Source organism: Streptomyces sp. NPDC048337 (genome assembly GCF_043201175.1).
GTDB lineage: Bacteria > Actinomycetota > Actinomycetes > Streptomycetales > Streptomycetaceae > Streptomyces.
Genome location: NZ_JBICYR010000015.1, coordinates 165,627 through 190,097, shown reverse-complemented (window position 1 = coordinate 190,097; position 24,471 = coordinate 165,627). Strand labels below are relative to the sequence as shown.

Sequence of the window (24,471 nt, the reverse complement as noted above, 5' to 3'; positions counted from 1 at the left end):
GATCGGGGCGACCGGCCCCGACCCCGGGAGGACTTCCGTGCCCCATTCCATCGACGCGGCTTTCACCGCGCTCCCCTTGCGGGCGCTCGCCGACGCGGCGCTCGCACGGGCGCGCGCGCTGGGCGCCGAGCATGCCGATTTCCGGCTGGAGCGGATCCGCAGCGCCTCTTGGCGGCTGCGCGACGCCAAGCCCTCCGGCGGGTCCGACACCACCGACCTCGGGTACGCGGTCCGGGTGGTGCACGGGGGCAGCTGGGGCTTCGCCTCCGGCGTGGACCTGACCATGGACGCCGCCGCCCGGGTGGCCTCGCAGGCCGTGGCCATGGCGAAGCTGTCGGCGCAGGTGATCAAGGCGGCCGGTTCCGACGAGCGGGTGGAGCTGGCCGAGGAGCCGGTGCACGCGGACCGCACCTGGATCTCCGCCTACGACGTGAACCCCTTCGACGTGCCGGACACGGAGAAGGCGGCGCTGCTCGCCGACTGGAGCACGCGGCTGCTGGCGGCCGACGCGGTCACGCACGTGGACGCCTCGCTGCTCGCCGTCCACGAGAACAAGTTCTACGCCGACACCGCGGGCACCACGACCACGCAGCAGCGGGTGCGGATCCACCCGCAGCTCACGGCGGTCGCCGTGAACGAGGTCACCGGCGAGTTCGACTCGATGCGCACCATCGCCCCGCCCGCCGGGCGCGGCTGGGAGTACCTGACCGGCACCGGCTGGGACTGGAACTCCGAGCTGGAGCAGATCCCCGAGCTGCTCGACGAGAAGATGCGGGCACCGAGCGTGGAGGCGGGTCGCTACGACCTGGTGGTGGACCCGTCCAACCTGTGGCTGACCATCCACGAGTCCATCGGCCACGCCACCGAGCTGGACCGGGCGCTGGGCTACGAGGCGGCGTACGCGGGGACCTCCTTCGCCACCTTCGACCAGCTGGGCAAGCTCCGGTACGGCTCCTCGATCATGAACGTGACGGGTGACCGCACCGCCGAGCACGGGCTGGCCACGATCGGCTTCGACGACGAGGGCGTCGAGGCGCAGAGCTGGGACCTGGTCAAGGACGGCACCCTGGTCGGCTACCAGCTGGACCGGCGGATCGCGAAGCTGACCGGACTCGGGCGCTCCAACGGCTGCGCCTACGCCGACTCCCCCGGGCACGTGCCCGTGCAGCGCATGGCGAACGTGTCGCTGCAGCCGGATCCGGGCGGGCTGTCCACCGAGGACCTGATCGGAGGGGTGGAGCGCGGGATCTACGTGGTCGGCGACCGCTCCTGGTCGATCGACATGCAGCGCTACAACTTCCAGTTCACCGGGCAGCGGTTCTTCCGGATCGAGAACGGCCGGCTGGCCGGGCAGCTGCGCGATGTCGCGTACCAGGCCACGACCACCGACTTCTGGGGCTCGATGGAGAAGGTCGGCGGTCCGCAGACCTACGTCCTGGGCGGCGCCTTCAACTGCGGCAAGGCCCAGCCGGGCCAGGTCGCGGCGGTCTCGCACGGCTGCCCGTCCGCGCTGTTCCGCGACGTGAACATCCTGAACACCACGCAGGAGGCCGGCCGATGAGCGGTGACCGTCAGCACGGGATCTGCCGGGGGTCCGGGGGTTGTCCCCCGGAACAGCACAGTCTGAACACCACGCAGGAGGCCGGCCGATGAGCCGTACGAAGCCCCACGAGATCGTCGAGCGGGCGCTGGAGCTGTCCACCGCCGACGGCTGTGTCGTCATCGCCGACGAGGAGTCGACGGCCAATCTGCGCTGGGCGGGCAACGCCCTGACGACGAACGGCGTGACCCGCGGCCGGACCCTGACCGTCATCGCGACGGTCGACGGCAGGGAGGGGACGGCCTCGGGGGTCGTCTCGCGCTCCGCCGTCACCGTGGAGGACCTGGAGCCGCTGGTGCGTGCCGCCGAGGCGGCCGCGCGCGGGGCGGGTCCGGCCGAGGACGCCCAGCCGCTGGTGACCGGGACCCCGGTGTCGCCGGACTTCGCCGACGCCCCGGCCGAGACCTCCTCGGCGGTGTTCGCGGACTTCGCCCCGGCCCTCGGCGAGGCCTTCGCCCGGGCGCGGGCGGGCGGCCGGGAGCTGTACGGGTTCGCCAACCACGAGCTGGTGTCCACGTACGTCGGCACCTCCACGGGCCTGCGGCTGCGCCACGACCAGCCCAAGGGCACCCTGGAGCTCAACGCCAAGAGCCCCGACATGCAGCGCTCGGCCTGGGCCGGCCGCGCCACCCGGGACTTCAAGGACGTGGACCCGACCGTTCTGGACGCGGAGCTCGCCGTCCGCCTGGGCTGGGCGGAGCGGCGCGTCGAGCTGCCCGCCGGACGGTACGAGACGATTCTGCCGCCCACGGCCGTGGCCGACCTGCTGATCTACCAGATGTGGTCGGCGGCGGCGCGGGACGCGGTGGAGGGCCGGACGGTCTTCTCCAAGCCCGGCGGCGGCACCCGGCTCGGCGAGAAGCTCTCCGAGCTGCCGCTGACCCTGCGCAGCGACCCGAACGCGCCGGGGCTGGAGTCGGCTCCGTTCGTGGTCGCGCACAGCTCGGGGGACGACGCCTCGGTGTTCGACAACGGCCTGCCGGTCCCGGCGACCGAGTGGATCCGGGACGGCGAGCTGGCCCGGCTGACCACGACCCGGCACACCGCCGCGCTGACCGAGCTGCCGCTCTCCCCCGCGTTCGGGAACCTGATCCTGGAAGGCGGCGGCGACAAGTCGCTGGAGGAGATGGTGGCCGCCACCGAGCGGGGGCTGCTGCTGACCTGCCTCTGGTACATCCGCGAGGTCGACCCGGCCACCCTGCTGCTCACGGGCCTGACCCGGGACGGCGTGTACCTGGTGGAGAACGGGCAGGTCACGGGCCAGGTCAACAACTTCCGGTTCAACGAGTCCCCGGTGGACCTGCTGTCGCGGGCCACCGAGGCGGGCCGGACCGAGAAGACCCTGCCGCGCGAGTGGGGCGACTGGTTCACCAGGGCCGCGATGCCGGCGCTGCGTATCCCGGATTTCAACATGAGTTCGGTCAGCAAGGGCGTCTGACCCACCTAGACTGACCTTGGCAATTCCAGACATCAAAGGAGTCGAGAGACCGTGACGGACATCGTCGACGAACTGAAGTGGCGCGGGCTGTTCGCCCAGTCCACCGACGAAGAAGCGCTGCGCAAGGCGTTCGCGGACGGTCCTGTCACGTTCTATTGCGGCTTCGACCCGACGGCCGCCTCGCTGCACGTGGGGCACCTGGTCCAGGTGCTCACCGTGCGGCGGCTCCAGCTGGCCGGGAACCGGCCGCTGGCGCTGGTCGGCGGGGCGACCGGGCAGATCGGTGACCCGCGGCCGACCGCGGAGCGGACCCTGCACGACCCGGAGACCATCGCGAACTGGGTGACGCGGCTGCGCACGCAGATCGAGCCGTTCCTGTCCTTCGAGGGCGAGAACGCGGCGGTCATGGTGAACAACCTGGACTGGACGGCGGGCATGTCCGCCATCGAGTTCCTCCGGGACATCGGCAAGCACTTCCGCGTCAACAAGATGCTGACGAAGGACTCGGTCGCCAAGCGGCTCGACTCCGACCAGGGCATCAGCTACACCGAGTTCAGCTACCAGATCCTGCAGGGCATGGACTTCCTGGAGCTGTACCGGCGCCACGGCTGCGTGCTCCAGCAGGGCGGCTCCGACCAGTGGGGCAACCTGACGGCCGGTCTCGACCTGATCCACCGTCTGGAGCCGGGCGCGGTCGTGCACGCGCTGGCGACGCCGCTGATGGTCAAGGCGGACGGCACCAAGTTCGGCAAGTCCGAGAGCGGCGCCGTCTGGCTCGACCCGGAGATGACGACCCCGTACGCGTTCTACCAGTTCTGGCTGAACGTGGACGACCGGGACATCTCCACCTACATGCGGATCCTGTCCTTCAAGTCCCGTGAGGAGCTGGAGGAGCTGGAGGCGCAGACCGCCGAGCGTCCGCAGGCGCGCGCCGCGCAGCGGGCGCTGGCGGAGGAGCTGACGACGCTGGTGCACGGCGCCGACCAGTGCGCCGCCGTGATCGCCGCGTCGAAGGCGCTGTTCGGCCAGGGCGAGCTGGCGGACCTGGACGAGGCCACGCTGGCCGCGGCCCTGTCCGAGCTGCCGCACGCCCAGGTGGCGGAGCTCGGCCTGGTCGTGGACCTGTTCGCCGAGACCGGCCTGGTCGCGAGCAAGTCGGCCGGGCGCCGGACCGTGAAGGAGGGCGGGGCCTACGTGAACAACGTGAAGGTCACGGCCGAGGACGCGGTCCCCGCCAAGGGGGACCTGCTGCACGGCCGCTGGCTGGTGCTGCGCCGGGGCAAGAAGAACCTGGCCGCGGTCGAGGTCACCAGCGCCTGACACCTGACGCCTGATGCCTCGCGGGGCACAAGGAAGCACGGCGAAGGGGCCGGTCGGACGCCATTGTCCGGCCGGCCCCTCCGCCGTGCCCCGGGTCGGGGCCGCTACGTCATCTGCTTCCTGCCGCCGCGGAGCGCTCCGTAGACCATGTCGCCGACACCGACGACGAGGACCGCTCCGGCAAGCTGCAGCAAGTGCCGGATCCAGTCGATGCCCCGGGTGTCCTCGACGCCGATCCAGCGCGAGACGGCGTTGCCGAGGATGGCGCCGGCGATGCCGAAGAGGGTGGTCAGCCACAGGGGCTGGTGCTGCTTGCCCGGCAGGATGGCCCGGGCTATCAGGCCCAGCACGAAACCGACGATGATCGCCCACAACCATTGCATGTCGAGCCTCCTCGTGGCGCGTTGTGCGCATGTGGGCCCAGTCTCGACGCGTGGCACGTACGGCGCATTTCGGGCAGCTCCATTCGAGGGACACCCCCTCTCCTCGCGGCCGGGGCGGCGGCGTACCGTGGGAGGGTCCGGGCCGGGGAGTGTCCGGCGGCTGATCGGGTGGTGGAGCGTGGAGCGGACGAAGCGGCAGAAACGGAACGGGGCCGAGGTCTTCCGGATCACCGGGGCGCGGATGGGTCTCGCCGAGGACGTACGGGGCCGCCAGCGCCGCTACGTGGTCTCGATGGCCATCAGAACCCTGTCGGTCATCGCGACCGTGGTCTTGTGGAACGTGCAGCGGCCGGTGGCGATCGTGACGCTGATCGCCGGCGCCCTGCTCCCCTACGTCGCCGTGGTCATCGCGAACGCGGGGCGCGAGTCGGCCCCCTCGCTGCCCTCGAACTTCATCCCGGCTCCCGTCCGGCCGGCGCTGGACTCGGGAAACCTCAAGAAAAGCTCAGATCAATCATGAAGTTCCGGTGCACCGCACCGGGTCCTGCGTGACATACTGCCTACGCGCTCCGCATCCCCCGTCGGAGCGACGGACCGACGCCGGGCAGCTCCCCCCGTGGCTGCCCGGCGTCGCCTTTCCGTTCCGGCGGTTTGTAGGGTTGAGGCGTGACCTCCCCCGATACCGAAACCCCCACCTGTTCCGCCAAGGGCTGCCGCGACGCGGCCGTATGGGTCCTGGCGTGGAACAACCCGAAGCTGCACACGCCGGAGCGGCGCAAGACGTGGCTGGCGTGCGAGGAGCACCGCGAACACCTCTCCCAGTTCCTGGGGGTCCGCGGTTTCCTCAAGGACGTCGTGAAGCTCGACGAGTGGGTGCAGCCGGAGGGCTCGGAGCGTTAGCGGCCGAGCCGGGGTCTAGCCGCCGATCGCCGACATGGGGCGGTCGGGCTGGAGGAAGGACGGGTCGTCGAGGCCGGACCCCGCCTTCTTGCCCCACATCGCCAGCTTCCACAGCCGGGCGATCTCCTCGTCCGGGGCGCCCGAGCGCAGGGCGGAGCGCAGGTCGGACTCCTCGGTGGCGAACAGGCACGTACGGACCTGGCCGTCGGCCGTGAGCCGGGTACGGTCGCAGGCGCCGCAGAACGGGCGGGTGACCGAGGCGATGACTCCGACGGTGGCCGGGCCGCCGTCGACCACCCAGCGCTCGGCCGGGGCGGAGCCGCGCTCCTCGGCGCCTTCCTCGGTGAGCGTGAAGCGGGTGCGCAGGGACTGGAGGATGTCCCCGGCGGTGATCATGCCGTCGCGCTTCCAGCCGTGCTGGGCATCGAGGGGCATCTGCTCGATGAAGCGGAGCTCGTACTCGTTCTCCACGGCCCAGGCCAGCAGGTCGGGGGCCTCGTCGTCGTTCAGCCCCGGCATCAGCACGGCGTTGACCTTGACGGGGGTCAGGCCGGCATCGCGGGCCGCCGCCATGCCGTCGATGACGTCCTTGTGCCGGTCACGGCGGGTAAGGGTCTTGAACACCTCGGGCCGCAGGGTGTCCAGGGAGACGTTCACCCGGTCCAGGCCGGCGGCCTTCAGGGCCTGCGCGGTGCGCTTGAGGCCGATGCCGTTGGTGGTCAGCGACATCTTGGGGCGGGGCTCCAGGGCCGCGCACCGCTCGACGATCCCGACCAGGCCGGGGCGGAGCAGCGGCTCGCCGCCGGTGAAGCGCACCTCGGTGATCCCCAGCTGCGTGACGGCGATGCGGATCAGCCGGACGATTTCGTCGTCACTGAGCAGGTCCGACTTCCCGAGCCACTGCAGTCCCTCCTCGGGCATGCAGTACGTACAGCGCAGATTGCACCGGTCGGTGAGCGAGACGCGCAGGTCAGTGGCCACGCGGCCGTAGGTGTCGAGAAGCACTGTGGGCCCCCTCCCCTGTCCGGAAGTAGAGGTACGCGCGAGATTGGATCTACCTCACGCGTTCTATTTCGAGATTACGCGACGCGTGTGTCGTCCAGAGGTGCCCGAATGAACGAGACGTTACGTGGCCGCGTCGTAGGGAACTACGACGCGGCCACGCTCGGTATTCGGACGATCTCAGTGCGCCCCTGTTCCGGTGAGGGAGCGGACCTCCAGCTCGGCGAACTTCTCCGGGTCCGCCTCTTCCTTGGACAGGACGGTTCCCAGCCATCCGAGGAGGAAGCCGAGCGGGATGGAGATGATGCCCGGGTTCTCCAGCGGGAACCAGTAGAAGTCGGCGTCCTTGAACATCGAGGTCGGCTTGCCGGAGACGACCGGCGAGAAGAGCACAAGGCCGACCGCCGCGATCAGACCACCGTAGATGGACCACAGCGCGCCCTGGGTGGTGAAGCGCTTCCAGAAGAGGCTGTACAGGATCGTCGGCAGGTTGGCGGAGGCGGCGACGGCGAAGGCGAGCGCGACGAGGCCGGCGACGTTCATGTCGCGGGCCAGGGCGCCCAGGAAGATGGCGACGGCGCCGATGACCACGGTCGACCAGCGGGCGGCGCGCACCTCCTCCTGCTCGGTGGCCTTGCCCCTGCGGATGACGTTGACGTAGATGTCGTGCGCGAAGGACGAGGAGGAGGCCAGGGTCAGGCCCGCGACCACCGCGAGGATGGTGGCGAAGGCCACCGCGGAGATCACCGCGAGCAGGATCGCACCGCCGGTGGAGCCCGCGCCGCCGCCGATCTCCTGGGCGAGCAGCGGGGCGGCGGTGTTGCCGGCCTTGTTGGAGGCCAGGATGTCGGCCCGCTTGAGCAGGGCGGCGGCGCCGAAGCCGAGGGCGATGGTCATCAGGTAGAAGGCCCCGATGATGCCGATGGCCCAGTTCACGGACTTGCGGGCGGCCTTGGCGGTGGGGACCGTGTAGAAGCGGATCAGGATGTGGGGCAGGCCCGCGGTGCCGAGGACCAGGGCGAGGCCCAGCGAGATGAAGTCCAGCTTGGTGAGCGAGTCCTTGCCGTACTTCATCCCCGGCTCCAGGAACTTGGCGCCCTGTCCGCTGTTCTCGGCGGCCTGCCCCAGCAGGGCGGAGATGTTGAAGTTGAACTTCAGCAGCACCAGGAAGGTGATCAGCAGGGCGCCCGCGATCAGCAGCACGGCCTTGATCATCTGGACCCAGGTGGTGCCCTTCATGCCGCCGATGGTCACGTAGACGATCATCAGGACGCCGACCAGCGCGACGACGGCGACCTTGCCGCCGTCGCTGGTGATGCCCAGGAGCAGCGAGACGAGTACGCCCGCGCCGGCCATCTGGGCGAGCAGGTAGAAGATCGAGACCACGATGGTGGAGGTGCCGGCGGCGGTACGGACGGGCCGCTGGCGCATCCGGTACGCGAGGACGTCGCCCATCGTGTAGCGGCCGGAGTTGCGCAGCGGCTCGGCGACGAGCAGCAGGGCGACCAGCCAGGCGACGAGGAAGCCGATGGAGTAGAGGAAGCCGTCGTAGCCGAAGAGGGAGATGGCTCCGGCGATGCCGAGGAAGGACGCGGCGGACATGTAGTCGCCGGAGATGGCCAGGCCGTTCTGGAAGCCGGTGAACTGGCGGCCACCGGCGTAGAAGTCGGCGGCGTCCTTGGTCTGGCGGCCGGCCCAGACCGTGATGATCAGGGTGGCGACGACGAACAGCCCGAAGAGGGTGATGATCAGCGGACGGTGTTCGGTGGCGCCCGCGGCGACCGTCGTCAGGGGGAGCGCGGCGCTCACTCTCCGGCCTCCATCCGCTGCTTGATGGCCGACGCCTTCGGGTCGAGCTCGGCGGCGGCGTGCCGGGAGTACCACCAGGCGATCAGGAAGGTCGTCGCGAACTGGGCGAGGCCGAGGACGAGCGCGACGTTGATGTTGCCGAAGAGCTTCGTCCCCATGAAGCCGCCCGCGTAGTTGGACAGCAGGACGTAGAGCAGGTACCAGGCGATGAAGGCCACGGTGAGTGGGAAGGCGAAGGAGCGGTAGGAGCTGCGCAGTTCGGCGAACTCCGCGCTCTGCTGGACGTGTCCGAACTCTTCGGCCGTGGGGCCCGCCAGGGGCGTTCCCGCGCCGCCCGGCGGCGGCGCTGCTTCGGTGGTCACGGGGGGCTCTCCTTGTGACGCGGGTGCGGTGGGGACGACGGACAAAACAACCTCCGTGTGGGGGGACGGTGGTGCTGATCCCCCCTGTCAACGGCACGGACGGCGTGTCGGGACGGTTCAACACCCACTGATTGTTTGGAAACTGATGTCTCGAACTGATGGCGCGGAAGGGAACAGCGGCGCTAGGTTCCCTTGTCATGAACCCGTCCGTCGTGACCGCGACCGGACGGCTTTTTCAAGGATGATCTGGAGAACCCATGGCTCATCTGGGATCCGGCCGCCGGCGTGCTCTCGCCGTTCCGGTCGGCCTGGTGCTCACCGCATCGCTCGCCTTCCTGCCCTCGGTGTCGGCCTCCGCCGCCCCGCTCGGCAACACGGCGGACGCGGCCACGGCCTCGAAGGCCGACACCACCGGCCCCAAGCTGTCGTACGTGGCGAACCTGACCGCGTACGGGACGGTGAAGCAGGCGAAGAAGGCCATCGAGCGCGCCGGTGGAACGGTGGTGACGTCCTACGATCAGATCGGGGTCGTCGTCGCACATTCCCAGAACCCGGACTTCGCCAAGCAGCTGCGGACGCAGCGCGGCCTCTTCGTGTCGGTGGGCGCCACCCGTACGGCCCCCCTCCAGACGGTGCAGACCACCGAGGAGGGTTCCACGCAGCGGCTGAGCGAGGCGGACGCCGCCAAGGCGGCGGCGACGGCGCAGGAGGGTCAGGAGCCGCTGGAGCCCAACCAGTGGGACCTGCGGACGATCAAGGCCGATCAGGCTCACAAGATCAACGATGGCAGCCGGAACGTCACGGTGGGCGTCATCGACACGGGTGTCGACGACACCCACCCGGATCTCGCCGCGAACTTCTCCAAGGAGCAGTCGGCCAACTGCGTGGGCGGTGTCGCTGACACCACCGAGGGCGCCTGGCGCCCGTACCCGGACGGCAGCGACCACGGCACGCACGTGGCCGGCACCATCGCGGCCCCGCGCAACGGCGTCGGCGTCAGCGGTGTGGCGCCCGGCGTGAAGGTGGCCGCGATCAAGGTGAGCGAGCCCGGCACCAGCCTCTTCTTCACCGAGGCGGTCGTCTGCGGCTTCATGTTCGCCGCCGAGAAGGGGATCGAGGTGACCAACAACAGCTACTACGTCGACCCCTGGCTCTTCAACTGCAAGACGGACGACGACCAGAAGGCGCTGGTGGAGGCCATCGGCCGGGCCAGCAAGTACGCCGAGCGCAAGGGCGTGCTCAACGTGGCCTCGGCGGGCAACTCCAACCAGGACCTGGCCGCCGACTCCCTCACGGACGACACCAGCCCGGACGACGCCACCCCGGTGCCGCGCACCATCGACCCGAAGGTCTGCCTGGACCTGCCCACCCAGCTCCCGGGCGTGGTCACGGTGTCGGCGACCGGTGACAAGGGCTTCCGGTCGTACTACTCCAGCTACGGCCTCGGGGTCGTGGACGTCGCCGCCCCCGGTGGCGACAAGTGGCAGATCCCGGCCACGCCGGACGCCAACGGCCGCGTGCTGTCGACCGTGCCGGGCGGCGGCTACGGCTACAAGCAGGGCACCTCGATGGCCGCCCCGCACGTCGCGGGCGTCGCGGCCCTGCTCAAGAGCGCGCACCCGGGAGCCACCCCGTCGCAGATCCAGGCGATGCTCAAGGGCCAGGCCACGAAGACGGCCTGCCCGGCGCAGATATACGACAACACCGGCGCGCTGATCAACGCGACCACCTGCGCGGGCAAGTGGGGCCAGACGGGCTACTACGGCTACGGCGTGGTCGACGCGCTGAAGGCCGTCAAGTAGTCGCCCGAGCAGTCGGCCGACACGCGAACGGGCCGGGCGGGGAACACCCCGCCCGGCCCGTTCGTCCGTTCACCGGGTCAGGGCTTGATCAGCACCTTGAGCGCGCTGCGGTCGTCCATCGCGCGGTAGCCGTCCGGGACCTCGTCCAGGGACACGGCCCGGTCGAAGACGGGAGCCGGGTCGATCGCGCCGCTCAGCACGTCCTCCAGCAGCTCCGGGATGTAGGCGCGGACCGGGGCCACGCCGCCGCGCAGGGTGATGTTGCGGTCGAACATGACGCCGAGGTCGAGTCCGGTGCCGCTGCCGTGCGGGACACCGACGTAGCCGATGGCGCCGCCGTCGCGGGTGATGTTCACGGCGGTACGCATGGACTGCTCGGTGCCGACCGCCTCGATGACGGCGTGCGCGCCCTGGCCGCCGGTCAGCTCGCGGACGGCCGTCTCGGCGGCCTCGCCGCGCTCGGCGACGACGTCGGTGGCCCCGAAGAGCTTGGCGATGTCCGTACGGGCGCTGTGGCGGCCCAGCGCGATGATCCGGTCGGCGCCGAGGCGCTTGGCGGCGAGGACGCCGCACAGGCCGACCGCGCCGTCGCCCACGACGGCGACGGTGGAGCCCTTGCGCACGCCGGCGCCCAGGGCGGCGTGGTGGCCGGTGCCCATCACGTCGGAGAGCGCGAGCAGCCCGGTCAGCAGGTGGTCGTCGGAGGCGGCCGCGGCGGGCAGCTTCACGAGCGTGCCGTCGGCGTGCGGGACGCGGACGGCCTCGCCCTGGCCGCCGTCGTGGCCGACCGAGCCCCAGAAGCCGCCGTGTACGCAGGAGGTGTACAGGCCCTCGGAGCAGTAGTCGCAGGTGCCGTCGGACCACATGAAGGGGGCGACGACGAGGTCACCGGCGTTGAGGCCCGACACGGCGGAGCCGGTCTCCTCGACGATGCCGAGGAACTCGTGGCCGATGCGCTGGCCGGGCTGCCGCTCGGCCTCGCCGCGGTAGGCCCACAGGTCGCTGCCGCAGATACAGGCACGCAGGACGCGGACGACGGCGTCCTCGGGTCGCTGGATCGCAGCGTCGGGCACCTCCTCCACGCGGATGTCGTGCGGGGCGTGGATGACGGTGGCGCGCATGGTGGTGCAGTCCTCCGGCTCGGGGATGGTTGAGTCTTGTAAGACCTCCCCTACCGTACGCCTGCCTCGCGGGTGAGCGTGCCGGTGGTCAGCAGGTACTGGGCGGCGATGTAGGTGACCATGATCCAGAAGTCGGGGCGCGGCAGCTGGGGCCACTCGGCGACACCGGTGGCGATGAGGGTGTCGGAGAGCAGGAACAGCGCCCCGCCGATCCCGGCGGTGCGGCCGAGGGCGCTGGAGCGGTAGGCCATGGCGGTGAGCAGCAGGCTGTATCCGGCGACGGGGATCCGCAGATCGGCCGGCAGGTCCGCCCAGAGCAGGGCGACGGTCCCGATGAGGGCGAGTCCGTACGCGCCTCCGAGCAGCGGGTTCGTGGTGCGCCGGCCGAAGAGGACCAGGTAGCAGACGTGCCCGGCGGCGAAGGAGCCCATGCCGAGGAGGAAGGCGGGCTCGGCGTCGAAGAGCAGGGCGAGGTCCCCGCCCCAGCCGAAGAGCAGGGCGGCCACCAGCAGGCGGGGCCCGCCGCGCGTGATCACGTACGCGACGAGCAGCGGCATCAGCAGCGGCTTGGCGAGGACGTGGCCGAGGTGCCAGTGGGCGAGCAGCGAGCCGAGGTCGACGGCGGTGGCCAGGGCGAAGCCCGTGAGGGCGGCCCGGGCGAGGCGGTCCCGGCCGTCGGCCGGGGCCTGGTCGGCGGCCCAGGAGGGGCCCTGGCGCCCCGGAGACCCTGCGGCGCTCACGCGGCACGCTCCGGACCGGCGGGAGCGGGCGCGGGGCGGGTCCGGGAGGACGCGCGGAACTCGGTGACGCTCACGCGCCGGCCTCCCGTCCGGAGGACCGGCCCTCGGCAGCGACAACCGCGGCCGAAGCCGCGACCGGGGCCGGGGTCTGGGTCTGCTGCCCGGCCCGGGAGGGCACGGGTTGCCAGCCGGGGCCGCGGAAGACGCGGCCGGCGCGCTCGCGCCAGTTGTCGGCGGCGCGGACGTCGCGGGCGATGGCGGCGTACTCGTGGGTGGCCACGCGCAGCGGGTTGTAGGTGCCGATGTTCTTGGTGAGCCCGTAGACGGGCCGCTCCGTCTCCCCCACCCAGGAGCCGAACATCCGGTCCCAGACGATCAGGATCCCGCCGAAGTTGCGGTCCAGGTAGCCGCCCTGGGAGGCGTGGTGGACCCGGTGGTGGGAGGGGGTGTTGAAGACGTACTCGTAAGGCCTCGGCAGCTTCCCGATCCGCTCGGTGTGCACCCAGAACTGGTAGAGGAGGTTGATGCCGTAGCAGAAGGGGATCGCGGCCGGGTGCACCCCGAGGGCGACCATCGGCAGGTAGAACCACCAGGTGGTCGCGCTGGTCCAGGGCTGGCGCAGGGCGGTGGTGAGGTTGAACCGCCGGCTGCTGTGGTGGACCACGTGGCAGGCCCACAGGATGCGGATGACGTGGTGGAGCCGGTGCTGCCAGTAGTAGAGGAAGTCCTGGACGAGCAGCATCAGCAGGGCGGTCCACCACAGGAACGGCACCCGCAGCGGGGTGAGTTCGTAGACCGTGGTGAAGACCGCGACGACCGGGAGCTTCCAGAGCAGGTCGAAGCCGATGCTGCCGAGCCCCATGGTGATGCTCGTGGCCGCGTCCTTGGTGTCGTAGCCGGCGGCGTCCTCGTCGGGATGGAGCCGGTAGCTGACGATCTCAATGACGGTGAGCAGTACGAAGGCGGGTATGGACCACAGCACGACATCGGGCAGGTTCGGCATGTCCGCACCATAGAGGCGGCTTCAGGGGTGCCGCTAGGGGTTGTTACCGATCGGTATCCATCGGGGTTACCGGCGGTTCGCGCGATAGTGTCCGAGCCGAGGGGAAGGTGGGGGATGACGGGCTTGGAGACGGCTGTCTTACGGGTTGCGGGCACTGCTGCGGGGGCTCTGGTGAAGTCCCTCCTGGCGCGGGCGCCGGGGGCGGGCCTGACGGCGGATTCGGCCAGTCCGGTGCCGCGCTGGCACAAACCACCGGCGGAACTGGGCGGGCCGGAGATCCGCCGGCTGGCGCAGGCCCTGGCCGACCGCATGGGCCCGGTCTGCGCGGACCTGCCGGACCACGAGCGGCAGGCGGCGCTGGACGCGGTGGTCGACGCCTTCGCCGGGCTCGGCGCCCTGGACGCGGAGGCCCTCTTCGCCGCGGACCTGGACCCGGCGACCCTGACCGGGTCGGTCCTGGCCCACACCCCGCCGGCGGGCCTGAGCGCTCCGGCGGACGCCGCCTACCGGCGGCTGGTGGGCCTCTGCTGCGCGCACGCGGTGGAGTACGCGACGACCCTGCCGGGGTTCGGGGCCCGGGCGGATGTGGAACTGGTGCGGCGGACCGGCGAGCTGGCCCGTTCGCTGGACCGGCTGCAGGACCGCTCGGACGGGGCGGCGTATGCCTTCGAGGAGCGGTACGCGCGCTACGTCGCCGAGACCCATGGCCGGCTCCAACTGTACGGGGTGACCACCGGGCGGGCCCGGGAGGAGTGGCCGCTGGACGTCGCCTACATCAGCCTCACGGTCAGCGGAGAGCAGCAGCAGCTGCTGCTGCCGGGCGAGCCGGGCATGCACCAGAGCACCGCCAAGGCGGAGCACGCGCTCGGCGCGGCGAACCGGGTGCTGCTGCGCGGCCCGGCGGGCTCGGGCAAGAGCACCCTTCTGCAGTGGCTCGCCGTCAATGCGGCCCGGCAGACGGGCGGCCCGTGGAGCGCGTGCGTGCCGTTCGTGCTGCGCCTGCGCTCGTTCACCACGGCTGAGGCCCTGCCGCTGCCGGAGGAGTTCCTCAAGGCGTCGGGCGTGCCGCTGTCGGCGCCGGCCGGCTGGGTCGAGGACCTGATGCTCGGCGGCCGGGCGCTGGTGCTGGTCGACGGGGTGGACGAGGTCCCGCAACGGTTGCGCGGTCGTACGGAGGCCTGGCTGCGTTCGCTCGTCTCGGCCTTCCCCAAGGCCCGGTACGTGGTGACGACCCGCCCGTCGGCCGTCCCGGAGGACTGGCTCGCCGGGCTGGGCTTCACCCCGCACTCGCTGCTGCCGATGGAGCGCGCGGACGTGGTGGCGTTCATCGCCCACTGGCACCGGGCGGCACGGGCGGAGCACGGCCCGGCGGGCGAGGACCTCGACGCCTACGAGGTCTCGCTGCTGGAGGCCGTGTCGGCCCGCCGCGACCTGGGCCGGCTGGCCACCAACCCCCTGATGTGCGCACTGCTCTGCGCCCTGAACCGGGACCGCCGCATGCGGCTCCCCCGGGCGCGCAAGGAGCTGTACGACGCGGCTCTGGACATGCTGCTGGTCCGACGGGACATCGAGCGGGAGATCAGCGGGGTCGAGGGGGTCTACCTCACCCGGGACGAGCAGATTCTGCTGCTGCAGCGGTTCGCGTACTGGTTGATCCGCAATGGCCAGGTCGAGGCGGGCCGGGACGAGGCCGTCGAGCTGGTGGCGGTATGGCTCGACGCGATGCCGCAGGTACGCGAGCAAGGGGACGCCGAGCAGGTGTTCGCGCACCTGCTGATCCGCAGCGGTCTGCTGCGCGAGCCGGTGAAGGGCTCGGTGGACTTCGTGCACCGCACCTTCCAGGACTACCTCGGCGCCAAGGCGGCGGTGGAGTCACGGGACTTCGGCGTGCTGGTGAAGAACGCCCAGGACGACACCTGGGACGACGTGGTACGCATGGCCGTGGGCCACGCGCGTCCGGACGAGCGGACCCGCATCCTGCGGGGGCTGCTCAAGCGTGCGGACAAGGTCAAGAGCGCCCGCAACCGCCTGACCCTGCTGGCCGCCGCCTGCCTCGAACACGCCCCGGAACTGGACCCGTCCCTGCGCAGCGAGATCCAGTCCCGCACCGCCGAGCTGCTGCCGCCGCGAGCACCGTCCGAGGCGACGGAACTGGCCAAGGCGGGTGAACTCGTCCTGGACCTGCTCCCGGGCCCCGGAGACGATCTCAGCGTTCTGGGCGCGGCGGCAACCATCCGGACCGCAGCCTTGGTGGGAGGTGACCGAGCGCTGGCGCTGATCCGCCGGTTCCGCAATGACACCCGGGCTGAGCCCCTTTCCGAACTGGACGACGCCTGGGGCCACTTCGACACCGAGACCTATGCCGACCAGGTCCTCTCCGACGTATCGGCGGAGCAGGCACTGCTGTCCGTACGCACCCCGGATCAACTGGCCTGTCTGGCGCGCCTCGGCGAGTTCCGGCGGCTGCGGCTGTTCGGCGTGTCCGAGATCCCTCCCGAAGTGGCCGCCCGGAACAGCCTGCAGATGCTGTACGTGTTGGCCTCGCCCGAGCTGTCCGACGTCGGCCCCCTGACGGCCCTGCGAGAGCTGGAACACCTCAGCTTGAGCGAGTGCCCCGCAGTGCGGGACCTTGCTCCATTGGCGGGCCTGCCACTGACGAGCCTCTTCCTGGCCGGCAGTGGCAACGCTTCCCTGAAGGTGCTGGACAGACTTCCGGAGCTGATCACGGTGGGGCTCGGTTCGACCGGGCACTTCCGGTCGGTGGGTGAACTCCCCGGACTGACCCGGCTCACCGGGTTGTGGCTGTACGAGGGCACCGAGTCCACGTCCCTCGACGGGCTGGAACGCTGGCCCGGCCTGACGTCCCTCAGTGTCACCGGGAACCGGCAAGCAGCGGAACTGCAAGTCCTGACAGCGGCTCCGGACCTCACGTACCTGCAGTTGATCCACTGCCACGACCTGAAGGCCGACGACGTGCTGCGCTTCCCCCGGCTGCGGAGCATATTCTTCAGCGACTGCCGGCTGGCCGAGGGGACGGGTGAGAGCCTCGCGCGGCTGGACGACCTGAAGACGCTCTCCCTCAGCGCCTGCGGCACGGTGGACCTCGCGCCCCTCGCCGAACGTCCTGACCTCACCGTCCGCGTCTACGGGGGCACCTACGTACGCGGTGCCGAGTCGTTCCCGCCAGAGCGGCTCCTGTTCCACTAGGAGGGCGCCGCCCCGGCGGGAGCCGGTCGTCACCAGACCCGGACCGAGCCCCCTCGGGCGAAGGCCGGGCTGGTGGCCTGGGGCGGGACCTCCGTCAGGGGTTCGGCGATCTCCGAGACCAGGGGGCCGTGTTTGGCGGCCACCGCGTCCAGGAGCGCGAGGTCGAAGCCGTAGACCCGGGCCGCGTTGCCGCCGACCATCGCCGCGACCTCCTCCCGCGGGAGGCCCGCGTAGGCGATGCGGAGGCCTTCGCGGGAGAAGGGGGTGGTGCCCTCGTCGTGGGGGTAGTCGCTGCCCCACATGATCTTGTCGAGGCCGATCCGCTCCCGCAGCGGCACCTCGTGGGGGCGCATGAAGCTCGCTCCCACGAAGCAGTTGTCCCGCCAGACCTCGCTCGGGCCCCTGCCCATCGCGTCCGCCAGGCCCGCCCCGAACTTGGACTCGGCCGTGCCCGAGGCCGCGACCAGGCGGCCGTGGTAGTAGTCCAGCATCTCCATCACGCCCGGGATCCAGCCGGAGCCCTGCTCCGTCAGGACCAGCTTCAGCCCCGGGTGGCGGCGGAAGGCGCCGCCGAAGATGAGGTGCCACAGGGCTCGGTGCGAGAACCAGGTGGTCTCGACCATGAAGACCGCCCGGGCGGCGGGTTCGTCGCCGAGCGGGGGCGAGGCCGAGCCGCCGTGGTGGTTGACCGGGACGTCCAGCTCGTCGCACACCGCCCAGATCGGGTCGTACGCCTCCGAGTAGAGCTCCGGGACCGTGGAGCCGGGCGGGACGCCGGGCAGCAGGATGCCGCCCGTGAGGCCGGCTTCACGGGTGCGGCGGATCTCGCGCACCGCCGCGTCCACGTCGTTCAGGAGGATCTGGACCACGCCCGCCCGCCGTCCCGGCGCGTCCGCGCAGAAGTCGGCCAGCCAGCGGTTGTGGGCCTGCAGCCCGGCCCACCGCATCGCGTACTCCGCGGCCGTCGGGGGCTGGGCCATCAGCGAGGCCTTGGGGAAGAACGGCGGGATGGTGTTCGGGAAGAGGACTTCCGCGACGATGCCGTCCGCTTCGAGCTCCGCGAGGCGGCGCGCCGAGTTCCAGTTGCGGTCCGCCGTGTCCGCGAGGAGGTCCTCGTACGGGTTCACGTAGGTGGCGGCCCAGGCGTCGAACTCGTCGTGGTAGCGCCTCTCCAGGTACGGCTTGTAGTCCAGCAGGTCGGCGCCCGCGTGGCAGTCCGCCGAGATCACCGTGTAGCGGTCGTCGCCCGTCATGCCTGTCATTCCGGGACCCCCAGTACCGGGAAGTCGTTGTCCGTCAGCCAGTGCCGGCCCACCTCGCGGGAGCGGGCCCAGGAGGCCTCCACCGCCGCCTGGTCGGGGCTCTGGCCCAGCTCGGCCGGGGTGGGGCCGATCCGGCGGGCTATCGGGGCGAGCTTCTGCGTGTCGAAGCCGAAGACCTCCGCCGCCGCCAGGCCGAGCATGCGGCGGGTCTCCTCCACCGGGATGTCGTGGAAGGTGTTCTTCAGCCAGTTCCTGGTGGCGGGCCAGGTGCCCTCCGGGTGCGGGAAGTCCGAGCCCCACAGGATGTTGTCCACGCCGATCTCGTAGCGCTGGGCGAGCTCCCGGCGCTTGGTGTTCGTCGCGCAGATGAAGACCTGCCGGTCCAGGTACTCGCTCGGCGGCCGCTTCAGCTCCTCGAACGGGGAGAGCTTCTTGCCGCCGTGCGCGCCGAGGTAGAGGCGGTCCATGAACCACAGCTGGTTCGGCAGCCACCAGCAGCCGGATTCCGCGACGCCGAACTTGAGGCCGGGGTGCCGCTCGAAGACCCCGGACCAGAGCAGGAACCACAGCGGGCGGGACGGCCACCAGGTGACCTCGGAGACGAAGATGCCCAGGTGGTCGCCGTACTCGTGGCGCGGCGAGGAGCCGGAGTGGGTGACGATCGGCATCTGCGTCTCGGCGGCCGCCGCCCACACCGGGTCGTAGCGGCGGTCGTGGTAGGGCGCCTTGTCCACCCACATCGCGGGGATCATCAGCGCGCCCAGCCCGGACTCCTTGGCCCGGTGGATCTCGGCGACGACCTTGTCCGGCTCGCCGGTGATGGGGAGCAGGGCGACGCCGCAGTGGCGCTCCGGGGTCTGCGAGACGAACTCGGCCAGCCAGCGGTTGTGCGCCTGCGCGCCCGCCATGCCCAGCTCGGGGTCCTGGTCGCCGGAGAGGCCCAGACCCACCCCGAAGGGAGCCGCGGTCTGGCTGTCGACGGCGTCCGCGTCGGGGAATACGACCTCGGCGGCCACCCCGTCGCCGTCGAGTTCCTTCAGCCGCTGCGCCGTGTCCCAGCCGCCCTTGAGGCCTTCCTCGTGGTCGTGGAACCACTTCTCGGCGAAGGCCTCGTTGCGCACGCCCAGCCGGGTGGCCTCCGCGCGGCGGGCGTCGCGCTCGCCGAGGAACTCGTCGAACTGCGCGTGGAAGCGGGAATCGAGGTAGGGGCGGTACTGCTCGGTGGGCAGGCCTGCATGGCAGTCGGAGGAGATGATCAGGTACGGGTCTTCGTACGGTGTGTCACTCACGCGAGACGCTCCTCAGTCGAGGATGAAGCTCTCCAGGTAGGCGGGGTTGGCGCGGTCGAGCATCGACTGCGACCGGGCGCGGATCTGCCGGTCGCTGTGCTCGCTCGCCGGGAGCATCCAGAAGCGGTCGGCGCGGATGCCGTCGACGACGTGCTCGGCGACCTCCTCGACCGGGGTGAAGTTCACCTCGTGCCCGGCCTGCTTCATCGCGGCCTCGTACTGGTCGAGGCTGCGGTACGGGGTCTTGCGCGGGCGCTGCTTCGCGTAGCGCTCGGGCCGGTTGCGGTGGGACTCCCACAGTCCGGTGCGCAGCATGTGCGGTCCGGGGAAGAGGACGGAGGCTCCGACGGCCGCGCCCTCCGCCTTGAGGTGGGCGTAGAGGGACTCGGTCATGGTGACCACGGCCGCCTTGGTGACGGCGTAGACGGAGGCGGTGGGCAGCGGGGCGATGCCGCCGTCGCCGGAGGAGGTGTTGACGACGTGGCCGGGTGCGCCGCCCGCGATCATGCGGGGGACGAAGGCCTGGATGCCGTGGAAGACGCCCCACACGTTGACGGAGAAGGCCCACTTCCAGTCGTTGGGCTCGTGTTCCCACATGCGGCCCTCGGCGCCCGAGCCGACGCCCGCGTTGTTGCAGAGCACGTGCACGGCGCCGAAGGCCTCGTAGGCGGCGTCGGCCAGCGAGAGCACGGAGTCGCGGTCGCCGACGTCGACGGTCCTGGCGAGCACCTGGGCGCCGTCGGCGACCAGTTCGTCGGAGGCCTTGCGCAGGGCGCCTTCTTCCACGTCGGCGAGGACCACCTTCAGTCCCTCGGCGGCGAAGCGGCGGGCCATCGCGAGGCCGATGCCACTCGCGGCGCCGGTGACGACGGCCACCTGTCCGGGTTCTAGTCGCATGTCACACACTCCCCTCGGGCGGCCCGTCGAGGATCTGCATCGGGTCGTCGTAGCGCTGGTGGATGTACGGGAGCAGGGCCTGGGCGCTGACCCGCTCGACGACCTTGCCCTTCTGGTCGGTGGTCTTCTCGCCGATGGTGATCTCCACGACCCGGCGGACGGGGAGGTCGGCGATGGGGTCGAACATGGACTCGCGGAGCACCACGTCACCGGTGATGTGCTCCAGCTTGCGGACCTTCTCGTTGCGGGTGCAGTGCACGAGGACCGGGTCCGCGTCGAAGCCCGAACCGTCCACGGCGGGCAGGAACTTGAAGTAGAAGTCGGTCTTCTGGGTGGGCTCGGGCGGCGGCAGTTCGCGGTCCACCGCCCCGCGCACCTCCACGAAGGCGATGCCGTGCCGGGCGAGGGAGGCCCGTACGACGAGTCCCTCGCGCTCCACGGTGACCTCGCCCAGCTTCTTGGGCTCGCCGAAGACCTCGCGGCCGCCGATCAGGGCGCGTTCGTGGGTCATCGGCATGACCAGCGGGTACCAGCCCTCGACCCCGCCGTGCTGGGCGGCGACGGCCACCGAGCCGGCGCCGAGCGGGTAGCCGGGCAGGTCGACCTTGCTGATGTTGGCCCGTACGAGGGGCCGGTCGGCCGGCTTGAGCGGCGGCGGGAGGACCGCCGCCACCACGTCCGGATCGCTCTCCCAGACGGCCACCACACCGGTGGACCAGATGTCGGGGAGCTGGGAACTCTTCTCGCGCGACGCCGTGATCTCGGCTTCGGTGCGCGCTCCGTACCGTACGCGTGCCATCTCCAGCACCACTCCTTCGGTCGGCTCTGTAACACAGTTACACTGCCACCGATGAAGGGTAAAGACCCCTGCACGCACCGAACTGACGCATCGACAGATTGGCGGCCCGCTGACATGGCCAGAAGCACGCTGACCCGCCGGGAGGTACTGGACGCCGCCGCGTCCCTGGTCAAGCAGCACGGCCCGGCCGCCCTCACCATGCGCAAGCTCGCCGCCGAGCTGGGCACGGCGGTGACCTCCATCTACTGGCACGTCGGCAACCGCGAATCGCTGCTCGACGCGCTCGTGGAGCGGACGGTGGAGGAGATGGGCGCGATCCGCCCGCTCGGCCGCACCCCCGCCGAACGGATCGTCTCGGTGGCCCGGACCCTGCGCCGCGAACTGCGCGAACGCCCGCACCTGATCGCGATGGTGCACGAACGCGGGCTCACCGAGCGGATGTTCCTGCCCGCGCAGCAGGCGCTCGTGCACGAGGTGCACGCCGGCGGGCTGCGCGGAGCCCGGGCGGCCGACGCGGTGCGCGCCATCCAGTTCCAGATCGTCGGCTTCCTCCTGGTCGAGCGCAACCGCGAGCGCTCCCCCGCCCAGTCCCCGGCCGAGAGCGAGCTCTGGGACCCGGCCACCGCCCCCCACGACCCGGCCCTCGCCCGCGCCCTGGCCCGCCCCGCCGATCCGGAGCACCTCTTCCTGCTCTCCGTACGCGCCCTGGTGACGACCGTGCTGGCACCGGCCCCGCCGACCCCGCGGACGGGCCGTTAAATCGGTTTGCGCCGGCCCGCCGCCGTGGTTGGATCTGGTCCGCGGGGGCGGCTCCGCGACGTGCTTCCTTCTCATCCTTCTCCGAAAACCGCAGCGCGTCCCCTCTCCGCCCCCGCCCCACCTCTCTCCCCGGTTCCGGAGGAATCCCCCCTTTGCCCGAGCTGTCGACCGTTCTGCTGCGCCGTCTCCACACCGTGTACGTCGACCAGGCCGGGCCCCGCCCGGGCGACCCCTCGACCGCCGAGGGCCTGACGGCCCTGGAAGCCGAACTCCTCGACCGGGGCTTCGCCCTGACGGCTCCGCTGCGCTCCGCACTCGCCTGGCTCGGGCCCAGGGGGCTGGCCGACGCCGGCACCCGCCTGGTCCGCGACATCGACGTCCTGCTGGGCGCCGACCGCACCCACATGCCGCTCTTCCGCACCTTCCCGGCCTCCGTGCCCGACGACACGTACGCCTTGTGGATCGACCGGGTCTTCACCCTGCTCCTCCAGTGGCCCGCCCAGCCGTGCGTGCTGTGCGCGACCGTCGGCAGCGTCCACCCCGTCTCGCCGTGCGCCCACCTGGTGTGCCGGAGCTGCTGGGACGGCAGCGTCTACACGGGCTGCCCGATCTGCCACCGCCGGATCGACCCCGCGGACCCGTTCCTGGTGCCGGCACCCCGGCCCGGCCGGCCCGCACCCGCAGACTCCGCGGGCCCGCTGCGGCTGCTCGGCCTGGGCACCGACCGCGCGGCCGACGCGGTCACCGCCCTCGGCCGGCTGCTCGCCCGCCGCACCCCGCTGTCGCCCCAGGACACCGCGGAGGCGCGGGTGCTCCTCGGACACGCGCCGGCCGGCCTCGACTGGCTTCCGGACGCGATCCCGGTGCGCGAGACCAAGGCCATGGTGCTCGGCACCCTGCTGCTCGAGCGCCGCACCCGCGAGGCCGTACGCGCCCTGCTGCCCCGGTGGCTGACCACCGCGACCGACGTCCTGCGGCTACTGGCCGTGTGGTCCGGCGGCGAGGCCGACCTGCTGGCACCGCCCCGGATGCGCTCCCTGCCCCGCCCGCTGCGGCGCGAACTGCTCGGCCTGCTGGACGGGCTGGACCCCGCGCTGCTCGTCGAGGACGTACTGCGCCACCCCGACACCTGGAAGCGCGCCGCCGAGATCCTGCACCCCTTCGAGCACCACGGCCGCCACCCGCGGGCGGCGCTGGCGTTCGCCGTGCTGCGGGAGACCGACGTCCGGGGCACCGCGCTGGGCGAGGCCCTGCTGGCCACCGCCGCCGCCCACCCGCACGCCGTACGCGTCGACGGCTCGCGCATCAGGGCCGCCACCTGGACCGGGCGCGCCGAGGAGGCCCTGCGCGGCGGGGACCCCGACCGCGCCCTCGCTGTCCTGGCGGAGCGGCCCGGGGAGCTCGTACGCCGCCTCGACCACCTGCTGCGCCGCTACGACTCGGACGCCCTGCCCGAACGGGTCGCCGCCGTGCTCGCGGAGCGGCTGCCCAAGGCCGGGCCGGGCCCGGTCCTGTCCGCGCTGGGGCGGCTGCGGATCCGCCATCTGCCCGGCACCCGGCGGGTGTTCTTCCCCCGCGGCCAGGTCGCGCACTCCTACACCGTGGACGACACCCGGGCCCCGCTCGCCGAGTCGGTGACCCGAGCGGTGAGCGGGCTGTTCGAGCGGGAGCTGCTGCGCCGCCTGTCGACGGCCGAGCCGTACGACGTGGCGGTGCTGGACTCCCGCCTGGCCCACCTGCACGTGCCCTCCGCCGAGCGGGCCGCGGCCAAGGCTCTGGTCACCGTCCCCAAGGGCAGCTTCCAGGCGCTGCCCGACGGCGAGGTGCTGCGGATGTTCCTGCACTGGATGGAGCCGCCGAGGAAGACGGTGGACCTCGACCTGTCGGTGGTGCTCTTCGACTCCGACTGGAACTACGCGGGCCTGTGCGACTACACGAACCTGGTCTACGGCGGGCGGGCCGTCGTCCACTCGGGCGACCTCACCTCCGCGCCCGCGCCCGCCGGGGCGAGCGAGTACGTGGACATCGACCTCGACGCCCTCGCCGACACCGGTGTGCGCTTCGCCATGCCGGTCGTCTTCAGTTACAACAACTTCCCCTTCGAGGTGCTGCCCGACGCCTTCGCCGGGTTCATGGCGCTGCCCAGCCGCTCCGGGCGCACCTCGCGCTACGACCCGCGGGCCGTCCGGCAGCGCTACGACCTGGTCGGCAACTCGCGGATCCACGTGCCGCTCCTCGTCGACCTGGAGCGGCGCGGCTTCCTGTGGACCGACGTGCACCTGCCGGACGACGAGGGCTACCACAGCGTGTACGCGCACCAGGAGGACCTGGCCCGGATCGGCCGCGACCTGTTCCAGTACTTCTCCACCGGTCGCACCACCCTGTGGGAGCTGGCCGGCTGGCACGCCGCCGCCCGCTGCGGCGAGGTCGTCGTACTGCGCCGCACGCCCCGGCCGAGCGACCCCGACGAGCTGTGGACCTACCGCCGGCGCGCGGGCGAGGACACCGCGGCGTTCGCCGCACGGCTCGTCGGGCTGGGCGATCCGGACACCGCCCTGGCTGCTCCGGACGTGGAGGCCCTCGCGGGAGCCGCCGCCTCCGGGCGCTCCGCCCTCCTGGCGCTGGTGGACGGGGACGTGGCGCCGGCCGGTGCGCGGGGGTCCGTATACCGGCTGCTGCCGGGGCCCGTTGACGGCTGCGGGCTCGAACAGCTGGCCGCCGGGGACCTCGTCGCGGCCCTGGGATGATCCCGGGCGGCGGGCGATGTCAGTCCGTGCC

20 protein-coding genes are annotated in these 24,471 nt (G+C 71.6%); 9 read left to right on the top strand and 11 right to left on the bottom strand.

The features are described 5' to 3' along the window. Positions 1-37 precede the first annotated feature (37 nt). The 3 genes from ACGFYU_RS24015 (at position 38) to tyrS (ending at position 4,358) form a co-directional block, all read left to right on the top strand. Positions 38-1,561, top strand: coding sequence for a TldD/PmbA family protein (locus ACGFYU_RS24015; protein ID WP_393829360.1), 1,524 nt, complete (start codon positions 38-40; stop codon positions 1,559-1,561). Positions 1,562-1,649: 88 nt separating this feature from the next. After that, positions 1,650-3,038 carry a metallopeptidase TldD-related protein gene (locus ACGFYU_RS24010; RefSeq protein ID WP_393829359.1) on the top strand — a complete coding sequence of 463 codons (1,389 nt, stop codon included), beginning with the start codon at positions 1,650-1,652 and terminating at the stop codon, positions 3,036-3,038. 51 nt (positions 3,039-3,089) lie between these two features. Beyond that, positions 3,090-4,358, top strand: coding sequence for a tyrosine--tRNA ligase (gene tyrS, locus ACGFYU_RS24005; RefSeq protein WP_393829358.1), 1,269 nt, complete (start codon positions 3,090-3,092; stop codon positions 4,356-4,358). A 104-nt stretch (positions 4,359-4,462) separates the two neighbouring features. On the opposite strand, the gene ACGFYU_RS24000 is transcribed toward tyrS, so the two are convergent. Further along, positions 4,463-4,741: a GlsB/YeaQ/YmgE family stress response membrane protein gene (locus ACGFYU_RS24000; protein ID WP_393829357.1), complete on the bottom strand. Its 279-nt coding sequence runs from the start codon at positions 4,739-4,741 to the stop codon at positions 4,463-4,465. Between the two features lie 241 nt (positions 4,742-4,982). Between ACGFYU_RS24000 and ACGFYU_RS23995 the strand changes: the two genes are divergently transcribed. Together ACGFYU_RS23995 and ACGFYU_RS23990 are read left to right on the top strand one after the other, a co-directional pair. Next, positions 4,983-5,261: a DUF3099 domain-containing protein gene (locus ACGFYU_RS23995; RefSeq protein ID WP_393829378.1), complete on the top strand. Its 279-nt coding sequence runs from the start codon at positions 4,983-4,985 to the stop codon at positions 5,259-5,261. 146 nt (positions 5,262-5,407) lie between these two features. Further along, complete coding sequence (locus ACGFYU_RS23990; RefSeq protein WP_393829356.1) at positions 5,408-5,641, top strand: hypothetical protein; 234 nt, start codon at positions 5,408-5,410, stop codon at positions 5,639-5,641. 15 nt (positions 5,642-5,656) lie between these two features. Here ACGFYU_RS23990 and moaA read toward each other — a convergent pair whose 3' ends face one another. The 3 genes from moaA to ACGFYU_RS23975 all read right to left on the bottom strand — a co-directional run bounded on the left by moaA (position 5,657) and on the right by ACGFYU_RS23975 (position 8,814). Further along, on the bottom strand, positions 5,657-6,646 hold the full coding sequence (gene moaA / locus ACGFYU_RS23985; RefSeq protein WP_393829355.1) for a GTP 3',8-cyclase MoaA: 990 nt from the start codon (positions 6,644-6,646) through the stop codon (positions 5,657-5,659). Positions 6,647-6,823: 177 nt separating this feature from the next. Continuing rightward, entirely contained in the window at positions 6,824-8,452 is a 1,629-nt protein-coding gene (locus ACGFYU_RS23980) for a cation acetate symporter (protein WP_393829354.1), read from the bottom strand. After that, positions 8,449-8,814: a DUF485 domain-containing protein gene (locus ACGFYU_RS23975; protein ID WP_393829353.1), complete on the bottom strand. Its 366-nt coding sequence runs from the start codon at positions 8,812-8,814 to the stop codon at positions 8,449-8,451. Before ACGFYU_RS23975 ends, ACGFYU_RS23980 begins: the two co-directional genes overlap by 4 nt. A gap of 257 nt (positions 8,815-9,071) precedes the next feature. On the opposite strand from ACGFYU_RS23975, the gene ACGFYU_RS23970 reads away from it, so the two are divergent. Next, positions 9,072-10,616: a S8 family serine peptidase gene (locus ACGFYU_RS23970; protein ID WP_393829352.1), complete on the top strand. Its 1,545-nt coding sequence runs from the start codon at positions 9,072-9,074 to the stop codon at positions 10,614-10,616. Positions 10,617-10,693: 77 nt separating this feature from the next. On the opposite strand, the gene ACGFYU_RS23965 is transcribed toward ACGFYU_RS23970, so the two are convergent. The 3 genes from ACGFYU_RS23965 to ACGFYU_RS23955 form a co-directional block, all read right to left on the bottom strand. After that, positions 10,694-11,737 carry a zinc-dependent alcohol dehydrogenase family protein gene (locus tag ACGFYU_RS23965; protein ID WP_393829351.1) on the bottom strand — a complete coding sequence of 348 codons (1,044 nt, stop codon included), beginning with the start codon at positions 11,735-11,737 and terminating at the stop codon, positions 10,694-10,696. Positions 11,738-11,787: 50 nt separating this feature from the next. Continuing rightward, a complete protein-coding gene (locus ACGFYU_RS23960; RefSeq protein WP_393829350.1) occupies positions 11,788-12,477 on the bottom strand; it encodes a lysoplasmalogenase in 690 nt (229 codons plus the stop codon). Positions 12,478-12,547: 70 nt separating this feature from the next. Beyond that, positions 12,548-13,480 carry a sterol desaturase family protein gene (locus tag ACGFYU_RS23955; protein ID WP_393829349.1) on the bottom strand — a complete coding sequence of 311 codons (933 nt, stop codon included), beginning with the start codon at positions 13,478-13,480 and terminating at the stop codon, positions 12,548-12,550. 114 nt (positions 13,481-13,594) lie between these two features. On the opposite strand from ACGFYU_RS23955, the gene ACGFYU_RS23950 reads away from it, so the two are divergent. Continuing rightward, entirely contained in the window at positions 13,595-16,687 is a 3,093-nt protein-coding gene (locus ACGFYU_RS23950) for an NACHT domain-containing protein (protein ID WP_393829348.1), read from the top strand. Between the two features lie 29 nt (positions 16,688-16,716). Here ACGFYU_RS23950 and ACGFYU_RS23945 read toward each other — a convergent pair whose 3' ends face one another. Genes ACGFYU_RS23945 through ACGFYU_RS23930 form a run of 4 tightly spaced genes read right to left on the bottom strand, consistent with a single transcriptional unit; the run spans position 16,717 to position 20,934 of the window. Beyond that, positions 16,717-17,940, bottom strand: a complete 1,224-nt coding sequence (locus ACGFYU_RS23945) for an amidohydrolase family protein (protein ID WP_393829347.1) — start codon at positions 17,938-17,940, stop codon at positions 16,717-16,719. Between the two features lie 5 nt (positions 17,941-17,945). Continuing rightward, a complete protein-coding gene (locus ACGFYU_RS23940; protein WP_393829346.1) occupies positions 17,946-19,238 on the bottom strand; it encodes an amidohydrolase family protein in 1,293 nt (430 codons plus the stop codon). 12 nt (positions 19,239-19,250) lie between these two features. Next, complete coding sequence (locus ACGFYU_RS23935; protein WP_393829345.1) at positions 19,251-20,135, bottom strand: SDR family NAD(P)-dependent oxidoreductase; 885 nt, start codon at positions 20,133-20,135, stop codon at positions 19,251-19,253. Position 20,136: 1 nt separating this feature from the next. After that, the gene (locus ACGFYU_RS23930; protein ID WP_393829344.1) at positions 20,137-20,934 is read right to left on the bottom strand and encodes an acetoacetate decarboxylase family protein; all 798 of its coding nucleotides are present in this window, start codon (positions 20,932-20,934) and stop codon (positions 20,137-20,139) included. 114 nt (positions 20,935-21,048) lie between these two features. On the opposite strand from ACGFYU_RS23930, the gene ACGFYU_RS23925 reads away from it, so the two are divergent. Next, positions 21,049-21,693, top strand: a complete 645-nt coding sequence (locus tag ACGFYU_RS23925; protein ID WP_393829343.1) for a TetR/AcrR family transcriptional regulator — start codon at positions 21,049-21,051, stop codon at positions 21,691-21,693. A gap of 152 nt (positions 21,694-21,845) precedes the next feature. Continuing rightward, positions 21,846-24,440, top strand: a complete 2,595-nt coding sequence (locus ACGFYU_RS23920) for an MXAN_6230/SCO0854 family RING domain-containing protein (protein WP_393829342.1) — start codon at positions 21,846-21,848, stop codon at positions 24,438-24,440. Positions 24,441-24,471 lie beyond the last annotated feature (31 nt).

Excerpts from the sequence above, each read along its gene's own strand:
- ACGFYU_RS23970 (WP_393829352.1), top strand. The coding sequence starts at position 9,072 with ATGGCTCATCTGGGATCCGGCCGCCGGCGTGCTCTCGCCGTTCCGGTC.
- ACGFYU_RS23945 (WP_393829347.1), bottom strand. The coding sequence starts at position 17,940 with ATGACGGGCGACGACCGCTACACGGTGATCTCGGCGGACTGCCACGCG.
- ACGFYU_RS23955 (WP_393829349.1), bottom strand. The coding sequence starts at position 13,480 with ATGCCGAACCTGCCCGATGTCGTGCTGTGGTCCATACCCGCCTTCGTA.
- ACGFYU_RS23930 (WP_393829344.1), bottom strand. The coding sequence starts at position 20,934 with ATGGCACGCGTACGGTACGGAGCGCGCACCGAAGCCGAGATCACGGCG.
- ACGFYU_RS23995 (WP_393829378.1), top strand. The coding sequence starts at position 4,983 with ATGGGTCTCGCCGAGGACGTACGGGGCCGCCAGCGCCGCTACGTGGTC.
- ACGFYU_RS24010 (WP_393829359.1), top strand. The coding sequence starts at position 1,650 with ATGAGCCGTACGAAGCCCCACGAGATCGTCGAGCGGGCGCTGGAGCTG.
- ACGFYU_RS23950 (WP_393829348.1), top strand. The coding sequence starts at position 13,595 with ATGACGGGCTTGGAGACGGCTGTCTTACGGGTTGCGGGCACTGCTGCG.
- ACGFYU_RS24000 (WP_393829357.1), bottom strand. The coding sequence starts at position 4,741 with ATGCAATGGTTGTGGGCGATCATCGTCGGTTTCGTGCTGGGCCTGATA.
- ACGFYU_RS23965 (WP_393829351.1), bottom strand. The coding sequence starts at position 11,737 with ATGCGCGCCACCGTCATCCACGCCCCGCACGACATCCGCGTGGAGGAG.
- ACGFYU_RS23935 (WP_393829345.1), bottom strand. The coding sequence starts at position 20,135 with ATGCGACTAGAACCCGGACAGGTGGCCGTCGTCACCGGCGCCGCGAGT.
- ACGFYU_RS23925 (WP_393829343.1), top strand. The coding sequence starts at position 21,049 with ATGGCCAGAAGCACGCTGACCCGCCGGGAGGTACTGGACGCCGCCGCG.